Annotated in this window: 6 protein-coding genes; 2 read left to right on the top strand and 4 right to left on the bottom strand. The window is 56.9% G+C overall.

Annotation, left to right across the window (positions count from 1 at the left end):
• The first annotated feature begins 17 nt into the window (after positions 1-17).
• Positions 18-1313, top strand: coding sequence for a carbohydrate-binding protein (locus A3850_RS06915; RefSeq protein ID WP_157500948.1), 1296 nt, complete (start codon positions 18-20; stop codon positions 1311-1313).
• A 391-nt stretch (positions 1314-1704) separates the two neighbouring features.
• Entirely contained in the window at positions 1705-3555 is a 1851-nt protein-coding gene (locus A3850_RS06910; RefSeq protein ID WP_082921664.1) for a DUF5060 domain-containing protein, read from the top strand.
• Between the two features lie 284 nt (positions 3556-3839).
• Here A3850_RS06910 and A3850_RS06905 read toward each other — a convergent pair whose 3' ends face one another.
• The 4 genes from A3850_RS06905 to A3850_RS06890 form a co-directional block, all read right to left on the bottom strand.
• Positions 3840-4427 carry a Uma2 family endonuclease gene (locus A3850_RS06905; RefSeq protein ID WP_068215137.1) on the bottom strand — a complete coding sequence of 196 codons (588 nt, stop codon included), beginning with the start codon at positions 4425-4427 and terminating at the stop codon, positions 3840-3842.
• A gap of 439 nt (positions 4428-4866) precedes the next feature.
• Positions 4867-7665: a polysaccharide lyase family 7 protein gene (locus tag A3850_RS06900; RefSeq protein ID WP_082921663.1), complete on the bottom strand. Its 2799-nt coding sequence runs from the start codon at positions 7663-7665 to the stop codon at positions 4867-4869.
• A gap of 75 nt (positions 7666-7740) precedes the next feature.
• The gene (locus A3850_RS06895; protein WP_068215136.1) at positions 7741-9288 is read right to left on the bottom strand and encodes a RagB/SusD family nutrient uptake outer membrane protein; all 1548 of its coding nucleotides are present in this window, start codon (positions 9286-9288) and stop codon (positions 7741-7743) included.
• 90 nt (positions 9289-9378) lie between these two features.
• Positions 9379-12471, bottom strand: a complete 3093-nt coding sequence (locus tag A3850_RS06890; protein ID WP_082921662.1) for a TonB-dependent receptor — start codon at positions 12469-12471, stop codon at positions 9379-9381.
• Positions 12472-12559 lie beyond the last annotated feature (88 nt).

The following is a 12559-nucleotide window of genomic DNA, read 5'->3' as shown; positions in this document are numbered from 1 at the left end:
ATCACAACCCCTCCCGAATGAAATACGCCTACCTGTTTCTCTTCTTTCCATTTCTCCTGCAAGGGCAAAACCCACTCATTAAGGACATCGGGATGTCGGACCCCCACGCGCGGGTTTTTAATGATACTTTATTCCTGTATACCGGCCACGACGATACGCCCGAGGACGCGACCTGGGTGATGAAAGATTGGCGAGTATTCGCCACGACGGACCTCGTTAATTGGCAGCACGTAGGCACCATCAGCCCCGCCGATAATTATATGGGCGCGGGAGCCACGGATTGCTGGGCTTCGGATGCCGCCGAGCGGAACGGGCAACATTATTTTTATTTCTCCGACCAGAAACGCAGCGTGGGTGTAATGACGGGCCCAACCCCGGCCGGACCGTTTCGGGATGTCCTCGGCCAACCACTCGTAGCGCCCCGCCACGACCCGACGGCTTTTATTGATGACGACGCCGGGAACACCCCCTATCTATTATACGGAGATAAAGAGGTGAGCTTCCGCATCGCCCGATTAAATGAAAACATGACCTCCCTGGCCGAGACTCCGCGGCCGCTGACCATCACGGGCGAGGAATGGGCGCAGGCACCGGAGTGGATGGATAAAAGCTATTTATTTAAATATCAAGACACCTACTACCTGAGTTGGGGGCGGGATTACGCTACTTCCGATAACGTATACGGCCCGTACGTAGGCCGTGGGCCAGTGGGGATTGGCCACCACCTCAACCAGTACGCCCACGGGAGTTTTTTCTGGTGGAAAGGCCAGTTTTACCACGTGTGGTGCTATTATCTGCAGCAGGGTAAAAAGTACCGGGAGACCATCATCAGTTACGCCCACTTCACCAACGACGGCCGCCTGGTAACGGACACCGGTTTCCTCGATGCCCACTTCGCCAACGGCGTCGGGCGATACGATGCCGGCTGGGACCGAATCGAAGCAGAATGGTACTACGAAATACCGACGGCGACCAGCGCCACCAAGCAAGATGCGCCCGGTGCAGGCTTTCAGGTAGCCAACCTCCAAGCGGGCGACTGGCTACGCTACGCCAACGTAGATTTCTCGAAAGGGGTGACCGAGTCTACGGCGTGCCTCTCCTCGACCGAAGTCGGCACCCGCATTGAAGTAAGAATCGATGGCATTGATGGAGAAAAACTGGGAGAGATCCTCGTGCCGGCAACGGGCGGAGCGGATGCGTTCCGGGCTGTTTCCACCGCCGTATCTCCGATTAACGGGGTACACGATTTATACCTGACGGTTGTAGGTGGTGACAAAGGGGGTGTGGGGCTGGATTGGTTTGGGTTTAGATAGCAGAGTTTTGGTTGGTATCGCGCCACGCGGATGCTCGCTGGACCTCCTTCGTCGGACGCCACGAGGGTCTGTATTATCGTAGCTTTTTAATCCCCCCGCTACCCATAGCTCCTCGTAGCGTCGATATTATTGTAGCGCAGCGGAAATAGAATCTTCCTGCGACCGTGCGGTCAAGTACACAGCCGGACGCTCGCAGGACCTCCTCCGTCGGACGCTACGAGGACCTGGAGAAATTACTAGTTGATTTATTTCTTACTTCCATCTAAGTCATCGTAACGCAGGAGTTCAAACCGCGCGCAGCAAGGCTTGAGCTCCTGCGTGCGTCCAATGATAACGCATAATTATTCAGATATTACCCTTCACCACCAACCGGCAGCACAATTACGTAACCATGCTCAAGAATCATTCGGCCACGAAAATCTTCCCCACCTTACCCCGCTACGTAATCTTCTGTCTCTGCTTACTATTTCCCCTTTTGCTCTCCGCCCAGGCGACGCTGTCCGGCGAGCTACGGAAGCACCATTTATTGACACTCGATGTCATTGGTCCGCAGACGTCCGAGGACGATCGTTACAATCCTTTTTTGCATTATCGTATGGACGTCACTTTCCGCCACGATTCGGTGGCGTACCGCGTCCCCGGATTTTTTGCTGCTGACGGTGATGCGGGCAATACCGGGGCTACCAGTGGCAAGGTCTGGCGCTGCCGCTTCGCCCCCGATCATGAGGGAGACTGGAGCTACAAGGTCAGTTTTCGCCGGGGAGGAAACGTAGCCGTGTCAGATAACCCCCAGGCCGGAGAACCCGTCCCCATAGCTGATGGCCTGGTCGGCACGTTTGCCATTGGCCCGGACAACCGACCGGCGGATCACCCCGGCCGTCGCGGGCGGCTCCTCTTTCACCACCGCCAGTATCCCGTCTGGGCCGAAACGGGTGAATACTTCTATAAGGTTGGCGTCGATGCTCCAGAGAATCTATTGAGCTACGCCGATTTCGACGGCACCTTTCACGACGATGGCCAGAAGGATGATCTCATCAAAACCTGGGCGGCCCACGAGGCTGACTGGCGAGCAGGCGACCCCACCTGGGCCGGCGGCCGGGGGAAGGGCCTCATCGGGGCCATCAACTACCTCGCCAGCGAGGGCCTTAACAACTTCAGCTTCCTGACGCTCAACATCGCGGGCGACGACCGCAACGTTTTCCCCTACATCAGCTACGACAATTACGAGCGTATCGACGTCAGCAAAATGGACCAGTGGAACGTCGTTTTCCAGCACGGCACGGATAAGGGGATGTTCCTCCACTTCAAGATGAGTGAGGTCGAAAATCAGGGCCTGCTCGACGGCGGCGACCTTGGCCCCCAGCGTAAATTGTACTACCGCGAATTGATGGCCCGCTTCGGCCACCACCCCGCTCTGAATTGGAACATCGGCGAAGAGAATGGCAAGTGGCGAGGCAAGGAGGAAACGCCCGTCCAGACCACTACCCAACGCCTGGCCATGGCCCGCTACTTTTACGAGCACGACCCGTATCGCCACCACGTCGTGATCCACAATGGCCAGCCTTTTTACGACCTCCTCACGCCGGAGAGCCACTACACCGGCCTCTCCCTCCAGACCGATCAGCCAGACTTCAGCCGCGTGTACGATGAGGTCCGTTACTGGCACGGTCTTACGCGGGAGCGGCGGATGTACGTCAAGCCCTGGGCCATCGCCGTCGACGAGCCCGGAGATGCCCAGCACAGCCTCGTCCCCGACGCTGACAACACCGGCAAGGCCCACAATGACGCCCGGCAGAACGCACTCTGGGCCAGCCTCCTGGCCGGCGCCTGGGGCACCGAATGGTACTTCGGGTACAAACACGCCCACTCCGACCTCACCCTCCAGGATTTCCGCAGCCGCGACCTGTTCTGGGACCAGTGCCGTCACCTCCTCACCTTCATCGAAGACCACCGCCCGGACCTCCCTCAAATGGTGCCCGCCAACGACCTCACCACCGACCCAAACGACTGGGTCCTGGCCCAACCCGACGCCACGTACCTCATCTACCTAAAGCGCGGCAACAAATCCACTAACACCCTCACCACGGCGGATGGCCCCTACCGCACCTGGCTACTCAACCCACGGACGGGAAAGTATGCGCTGCAGGATGAACCGCTGGTGGCCACGGGTGGTCTGCTGAGATTACCACAACCTACGTCCGAGGTGGAGATGGATTGGGTTTTGCTGGTGGTTAGGGAGTAGGGCTTGGCGGTTTTTTGGCGCTGCCGCGGGTGCGGGGTTTTTGGGATCGAGAAGATATGAGGGGACGAAAACGGGGAAATGGAAATAAAGGGAATGAAAATGAGGGGATTAACGAAAACGAGGGGAAGCATTCCCTCGCTACGATAAACGCCCCTCCGGGACTAGCCCCAGCGGGGTGTCTATTGTAGCGAGGGTTCGACCAATCGTCCGCAGGACGTGTGGGAGGCCCTCGTTTTCGTTTGTTATGAACGTGCGGGAAGCCCTTGTTTTCGTTGCCCAACCACTCAAGGCAACAACCCCCCAACCCCAACCGTCCCCGCCAACGCATGCCCCTCCAGCACCTCCGCATGCGTTAACACTCGTTCAGCAGCATAGACACCCTTTTCCATATCCGGCTCAGTATAAATCTCCAATTGCCGCTCGATGAGGTTAAAGATCCAGTATTCAGGGATGCCCGCCGCCGCGTAGATGTTGAGTTTGCTCCCCCGGTCACGCGCCAGCGTTTTGTCGGCCACTTCGATGAGTAAGTGGATATCTTCGGGGTAGGGGTGGTGGTCGAGGTATTGGTGGTCGTGGCGGGTGGCAATCACGTAGTCCGGTTCTGGTTCCGAGCCACTGGGAATGGTGATGGGTTGCTCCTGGCTACAGATGTATGCATCCTTAAGTAGTGGCACAAAATAGGTAGCAAGGTTTCTTACGCACACTGCGTGAAAGCGGCCAATAGGGCTCATATCTACGATTTTACCCGCCAGCAACTCCACCGGGTCGTCTTCCCCCAGAATGCCCGCCTCGATCATGGCGTGGTAGCGCTCCAACGTAATGAAGTGGAGGTTAGCAAGCAAGTCCAGTTGCGGGTGGGCGATCGCGGTCATGGTTCGAGAATTGTACGTTGTAATATACGAACGTAGGTCTTCAAATTCTGTTGGGGCTGACCCTCCGCCAACGGCATTATCCCGTTTCACCCCAATTTGCCAGCACCTGCGGCAGCGCCTACTTCAGCGGATGAAGAGGCGCTGCCGCAGGTGCGAGGGTTAGGAACAAGAATCAATGGGGATGACTAAAACGAGGGGATAACGAAAACTAGGGTGGTAACGAAATGAGGGGAAACATCCCCTCGCTACGGTAGACGCCCCGCTGGGGCTACCATTCACCTAGCCCCAGCGGGGCGTCTATTGTAGCGAGGGTTCGACCAATACGTCCGCAGGACGTGCGGGAGACCCTCGTTTTCGTTCAATGCGGACGTGCGGAACGCCCTAGTTTTCGTTTTTAATCGTTCGTTCTCGCTGGACACCCGCCCCCAATGACGTTCCCCTACCGCTTAACCAACTTCGTAATAAAAGCAGTCCCCGCCCCCTCAAACCGGACCAGGTAAACCCCACTCCGCAACGCACGAACGTCCAGCGAAGTAGAGGTACCAATCTGCTGCTCTAGGACCAATCGCCCCGTCTGGTCGAAGACCGATACCGATTGGTAATCTTCCGCGCCAGTAAAATTCACCTGCGTATCTGCTGGATTCGGGGAGAGAGCAACCGGCGTACCGGTCGGATTGGTTACACTCGTCACCGGCTCGCCAAATACGCGCAGTTCAGTGAGGCTGACCCACGGGCCAGTGTACACGTTTGCACCCGTAACCGTGATGCGTACGTAGCGAGCGGGGAAACCGTCCACCACGTCACGAATGGGGTCGTCCGCCGTGCCCTGGTCAGCATTGGTGCTGCGGTCGACAATAGTTGTGTAGGGGCCATTCTCGTCCATGGCCGCTTCGATGGTGTACTGGTAAGCGCGGTTTTGGTAGCAGGTGACTTCCGTGGCGGAGATCGCAATCACCCGTTCCAGGTTAACCGTCGCCGTTTGCGGGAAGGGCTGGACGGACCAGCGGGTATCCGTATCATCATCTACCAGGTTGCTGACAACGTTTGCCCCATCCGCAGTACCCGTTCCTACTACCGGTTTGGAGAGCGCCCAGTTGACGACGGAATTGGGGTTCAGCACTTTGAGAGAAATAGCGTCGCTAAATCCTCCGTCCTCGGTTGTAACGGTGATGGTCACTTCACCTTCCGCAACGCCGGTCACGAGGCCGGTGGCATCAACCGTAGCGATGTTCTCGTCGGAGGAGGTGTAAGTCAAATTCTGGTTCGTTGCATCGGCGGGTATGATGTTGGCCGAGAGCTGTTTGCTAGCTCCAACCGCTACCGGGCCTGGGTCGACCAAATCGATACCGGTGATGGCAATGGGCATTTGTACGGTGATCATAGTACTCAGAGAAGTACGGGAGCCACCTTCATTGTCCGTAGCCCGCGCCGTCAGGGTGTAGTCACCTTCGGGGACGCCCGTCCAAGTAAATTCGTAGGGCGCGGAATCATCCTCGCCAATTTTGTTGTTGCCTCCTTCGAAGAATTCTACCAGCGCCACGTTACCGTCGGAGTCATCCGCGTCCACCGTGATGGTGATGTCGCTACCCGGGGTGAAGTTGGTCCCCGCCGTGGGCGAGGTGAGGCTTACGGAGGGGAAGAAGTTCTGCACACTACCGTCCTCTTCAAAAAGTTGGTCGAAGTGAGCGGTCGCGGTGCCTTCGTCCTGCAGGTAGACACCAGCTTTCCAGTAACTGGGCCAGGTCCAAAAGGATACATCTTCATTGTATTTCTCCTCGCCCTCAAAGTCGATGATCATCCGGCCATCCACCAGGCGAATGTCGCAGTTGAAGTAGCCACCGGGGTCCTCGCCGAGGTCGATGTGGGTGGTCGCCACGCCACCTTCGTTAGTTTTCACCGCCGCCCAAATATGATTGGTGGGCGAGCGGCCATTGTGCTTGTAGATCCGCAGCAATGGCTTGTTGGGTCCGGAGCCCGCATTGGCGTCGTCGTGGATCTGCATGACGGTGACCTGATCGCAGGTCATTTCTACGATATCAATCCGGCCGTGGAGGGAACGGTCTTCCTGGGTGAGGTCCCAATTCTCGAGGTCGCGCAGTTCGGTTCGTTTGCTGTCACCGGTTTGGTTGAAGCGGATTTTGTCCCCGTCCACTACGTTGAACCAGGTTGGGTGGCTGTACCCTTGGTTCAAGGCGTCCCGATCGCGGAGCGTTGCGCTGGTGGGCGCCTGGATCTTACACTCCGCCAGGAAGGGCTGAAAGCGGGGGATGTCCGACGGTGCGGTGTATTCCGCGGGGGGCGTTGGTGCGCTGTGCGTAACGTCGAGGGCAAATATGGATACCTGAGCGTATTCACCCGCATCACCCGCATTATTTTGGTTGTAGTTACCCGCCTTGAAGTACATCCAGTCGTCGGCAAAACCACTGTCGGTCATGTCGACTTCCGTCACCACGTCGGGCTTACCCTCCCGGGAGATCGTGACGGTAAGTGCATTGCCAACAACTTTGATTTCGTAACTGAATTTTTCACCGAGGGCTATGCCGTCCGCAGGGTCCGCAATGCCGTCCGAGCGGGAACCGATCATCTCATACCACTGCTCGGGGCCGGTCGTGGGTTCGTGCGCGAAGTAGATGGAGCCGCGCGTATTGTTCGGTAGTTTCCGGTAGTAGAGGCGGCAGGGTTCATCGTCGGAGGCGTGAATCTGGCCCACGATCGTCCGGCCAATCTTGAAGCTGGCGTCGGAGGTTTCGGAAACGTGGTCCACGGCAACGGTGGCGCGTAGCACACCGTCTACTCCACCAGCAGCTTCCTGGTTGGCCCGCGTGGAGGAAGAGAAGACCCAGTTGTTCTTATTAATTCCCTTTGTACCAATGCTGGAATCGCCCCGGCGCATCATTTCTCGGAGTTCGTTACGTGGGTAGGTGCTACCACCAGTACGGCCATTATTCGGGCACCAGAAAACCATGGCGCCGGTAACGGGGTCGGTGTAAAATTCCCCTGGAATGGTCGTTCCACTCGTAAGGGCGTCCTCGTCCAATTCCACCTGGTTGGGGCGGGTCAATTTCCAGTACGACAGATCGAAATTACCACTGGGGGGCAAGGTGGGATCCAGGTCCTGCGCCGTTGCGTAGGTACTGAACAGCGTAAAAGCAGCTAGCAATACCGCGGTGCCAGCACTTGACACATAGCAGCGGTAGGAAATACACGCACCACCGAAAGAGGTAGGAAAAGAGAACATAGTTGATAGTTTTTGGGAAGGGAGCCTTCCGTCACGAGGACGGAAGGCTCCTTTTTGTTACCAATACGTAGCTGACTAATAGCCCGGGTTCTGAGTCAAGGCCGGGTTATTGCTCAACTCAATCGGAGGGATCGGCAACAGGTAATCACGGGATGGGTCAAAACTCTTTGCTGGGAGCTCGGACTCCAGTCCATTAGGGCCAAAGGCCTCACCACCAAGTCTTCTGCGTACGATATCGTACCAGCGCTTGTGCTCAAAGGCCAACTCCAGTCTTCTTTCTTCCAGTACGTCCTCAACGGTAGCACCGGAGATGTTGGCGGGGGAAGCACTCGGGGCACCGGATCCGTCGCCATTACGCGCCCGTTCGCGGACGATATTGACGAAGCGGTCAGCGTCGGCAGTCCGGCCAAGCTCAGCGGCGGCTTCGGCGGCAATGAGGTAAACCTCGGCGAAACGCATCAGCTGGTAGTTGGATTCAGAATCCCGGCCACTCGTATTCGCCTGGGGCAGAGAACCGGCCATAGACGTGTACTTGGAGATGTGGGGGCGGTTGGCGTTACGGCCATCCAGGCTGGAGAACATGGTGAAGGGGATCACATTACCGCGGTTGTCCACGGCCTCGTCGTCCAGGGATACCTCCTTGCGGTAGTCATCGTCATCCCAGGTGTTGTATACCGCCAGAGAAGGTACCATCACGGACCATCCGCCCGATGGGTAGTACGTAGCCTGACCGTAGAAGCCCGTAAAGGCCGCCAGGTAGTCACGTGACTCATCGTTGATGTTGGTACCGACAAAATCAATCACGAAGATGGGCTCCTTACTGAAGTTGGTCAGTGCCGCATCGTAAAGATTCGCAAAGTCAGGCTCGAGGGCCAGATCATACGTACCCGCCTTGTTGATAATGTCAGTTGCCTCGTCGTAGGCCATTTGCCATTCCTCACGGGTGAGGTAAACGGAAGCCAGGAAGGCACTTGCAGCAGCCTTACCCGGCAGTGCACGGTCATCGCGCGTATTCGGTAGCCACTCTTTGGCGTATTCGAAATCCGCAATGATGTTCTCGTAAACTACTTCAGCGGACGTTCTTCCCATTTCGGAGGCTACGATGGTCGTCGTGGTCTCGTCGAGGTAGGGTACGTCACCGAAGAGGCGCACCAGGTGGTAGTACGAGTAACCACGGATGAAGCGGGCGCGGGCCGCAATTTCCTCCTTCACACCGGGCGCCTGCTCTTCCAGCGCTTCGACTTCGCGGAGGGTTTCGTTAGCTCCACGAACGATTTGGTAAAGCCGGGGCCAGAAACTCCGCTCGGGCCGGGAAGGGTTCAGGATGAGTGGGTTGGTCGCAGAGACCGTAAATAGATCGTGCTCGATCCGCTCGGCCGCCGTTGTTGGGTTGCCGATGGCCACCATGTCCGAACGGAGCATAACGGTAAGGCCGAGGCCACGGGAAAGAAAAGCCCGCGCCGCCAGGTTGCTGTAGGCACCGGCAATGGTAGTCTCAACCGTAGCCCGGTCAACTACGCGCTCACTCGGCTCCAGTTGGCTGATGGCATTTTCCTCCAGGTCCGAACATCCCGTAAAGGAAAGACCGAGTACTAATGCAAGTAGATAATGATATGCTTTCATTTTAATTTCATTTTGTGTTGTGCATGACGGTGATGCTCTACCGGGCAGTGGGCAATTGGCCGCACCGCCCGGTTGAGCGGCAACACATTATTAGAACCTCAAATTAAGGGAGAAGGTGATGGACCGAAGGTTAGGGTAATTGCCAAAGTCGTGTCCTTGAATCACATTGTCGTCTCCACTGCTTTCTCCGCCGCTTCCGAAGTAGCTTACCTCGGGGTCAAGACCAGAATAGTCGGTGAATGTCAACAAGTTCTGCGCACTGACGGACAGGCGGGCGGAGGAACCAAACCCAATATTATTGAATACGCTGGAGGGCAAGGTGTAGCCCAGGGCTACGTTCTTCAGGCGGACGTAGCTACCGTCCTCCACAAAACGGGAAGAACGCTCCCGCCCACGAATCGTAGCCCGAGGAATATCCGTATTCGGGTTTTCGGGCGTCCAGGAATTAAGTACATCCGTCAAACCATTACTGTCACCATTGAAAAGCTGCACCGCCGTGAGGTTATAGATATCCCCACCTACGGCACCCTGAAAGAAGATATTCAGGTCAAAGGCTTTGTAAGTCAGGGTGTTCGTAAAGCCAAAGGTGAAGTCCGGGTTCGGGTCACCAATGATCTGGCGGTCGTCATCCGTGATGGTACCGTCGAAGTTACCTTCCTCATCCGCCACGTCGGCGAAGAGGGGCTCACCGGGGATGGGGTTGCCCATATCGTCCAGGGAAACATCCTGCACTGCAGTGCCGGTAGGTAGCGCACCACCCTGGTACACACCCTGGTAGTTCAGACCCCAGAAAAGACCCAGTGCTTCCCCTTCACGGAGGATGTAGGTATTGCCACCGGCGAAGTAGCCGGGCGCGCCGCTACCCAGGATCTCCGTTCCGCCGGACAGTTCCACAATCTCGTTGCGGTTACGCGCAATGTTGAAGTTCGACGTCCACCGGAAGTCGTTCCGGTTGATGTTGGTGGAGTTCAGAGAGAATTCAAGGCCGCGGTTATTGATTGATCCTACATTTCGCAGTACATCCAGATCGGAAGTACCGAGGTAGAAGTTGGAGGCGCGGTCCACGGCCAGCAGATCCTCAGTATCGATGTTGTAGTAATCGGCACTCAGGGTGATGCGGTCCTCGAAGAAGCCGAAGTCAACACCAATATTGGTCTGGTAGGAAGTTTCCCACTTCAGGTCCGGGTTGGCTTCCCGGGCGAGGTCCACCGCGAAGGGCCCACCAACAACCGTTGGAGCCTGTACGCGGTAAATCGAGAGGGAAGAGTAAGGGCCAATGGCCTGGTTGCCCGTCAGGCCGTAGCTGGCACGGAGTTTCAGGGTAGATAGCGTGGGGTTCTCCAGCAGGAAATCCTCGCGGTGCACCTTCCAGCCGAAAGCTACGGAGGGGAAAATGGCGTACTTATTATTCGCGGCGAAGTTGGAGGCCCCATCCCGGCGAACGGTAGCCGTCAGCAAGTACTTATCGGCCCAGTCAAAGTTGACGCGGCCGAAGACGGACTCAATCTCAGATTCAGAGAAACGGGAATCCACCGTACGCTGGTCGATGGCACCCGCTTCGAGGTTGTAGTAACCAAATACGTCGGTCAGCAAACCACGGGCTCCGGCCTCCAGGCCTTCGGTCGTGAACTTCTGGTAAGAGTGGCCAGCAGTAGCGGTAAGGTTACCGTTGCCAACGTTCGTCGTGTAGGTCAGGTAGTTCTCGTTCAGCAGGTTGGTCCGCTTCACGGATTCCAGGAAGCCACCACCGGCAGAGAGCACAAAAGTCTGGGGCTTGAAGTAACCCTCGGTGCTGTTTTGGGTCCGGTAACCCAGGGTAGATTTGATGTTGAGACCCTTCAGGATCTCAAAGTCGGCGTAAACGTTAGTGCGGGAGTTATCCGTCTTCGTTTCGTTGGTGATCTGAGTCGCTACGGCCCAGGGGTTTTCGATGTCGTCACCGACGGTGTTCTGAGAGAAGTTCCCGTTCTCGTCGAAACGGCCCACGTCGGGGGCAAAGCGGAAGGCCAGGGAAACGACGTCGTCGCCGCCACCGTTAACTGAACCGATGTTATCGCGCCCGGTGGACTGGGTAGATACACCGTCCTGATCGCTGCGGCTCGTCACGCTGTTGATGCCCACCCTAAGGCGGCTACCTACCTGAGCGTCGACGTTGGCGAGGAACTGCAGTTTCTGGAACTCCGAGTTGACGATAATCCCCTGCTGGCCAAAGTATGTGCCGGAAAAGTAGTAGTTCACGTTGTCGCCACCACCGGAAATAGCCAGCTGCTGGTTCTGGGTGTAGCCCGTCCGGTAGATCTCATCCTGCCAGTCGGTATTTTCTAAGCCCTGAGCGTAGGGTGCGTCACCGGCGTTAGCCCGGATCATGTTCTGGTACCGCGCAAAGCCGTTAGCATCCAGTAGGTCCAGCCGGTTAGTAGTTTGCTGGTTGGAGTAAGTAGAGTTCACCTCCAGCGTTGGCCGGCCGGACTTACCCTTCTTGGTAGTTACGAGGATGACCCCGCCGGACCCCCGCGAACCGTAGATCGCCGTTGCGGATGCGTCCTTGAGAATCTCTACGGACTCGATGTCGTTCTGCTGTGGGAAGGCGGCACCCACAAAACCATCAACGACTACCAGTGGGTCACTACTCGCATTCAGCGAAGAGTTACCGCGGACGCGGATGGAAATATTTGCTCCTGGTTCCCCACCGTTTTGAGTTTGGACAACGACACCAGCAGCGCGTCCCTGTAGTGCCTGGGCGGCATTGAGCAGCGGGAAGGCCTGGATCTCTTCCGCCTTTACGGAAGACACACTACCCGTTACGTCGCTCTTCTTCACGGAGCCGTATCCAACGACGACTACTTCGTCAAGGACTTCGGCGTCCGTTCCCAAGCGAATACTAAGGTTCGTCTGGCCGTTAACGGGGATGCTTTTGGATTCGTACCCCAGGTAGGATACCAACAATGTGGCATTGGGAGCCGCGTTGATGCTGAAGTTACCGTCGTAATCGGTAACCGTGCCGGAGCTACTGCCCTTCACGAGGATCGTCACGCCGATCAGCGGTTCGCTGGCTTCGTCAGTAACCGTTCCGCTCACGAGGCCCTGAGCGGCCAGGCTGGCCGAGAAGAAGCAACAGCACAGCACGAAGAGCCACAGCCCTCCCCGCGCGGGCACGCGGTAATTTTGGTGGAAATAGTTCATCAAGATTAATTTGAAAGTGAAAGTGTACACGGCTACCCAGTGCTGATTAAGCACCTAAACTGCTCCGCAATCGATTGGGGCAGGGAAT

This window comes from Lewinella sp. 4G2 (assembly GCF_001625015.1).
Classification (GTDB): Bacteria; Bacteroidota; Bacteroidia; order Chitinophagales; family Saprospiraceae; genus Neolewinella.
The sequence above is the reverse complement of the archived record's forward strand: the minus strand, read 5'-3'. Positions and strand labels throughout refer to the sequence as shown.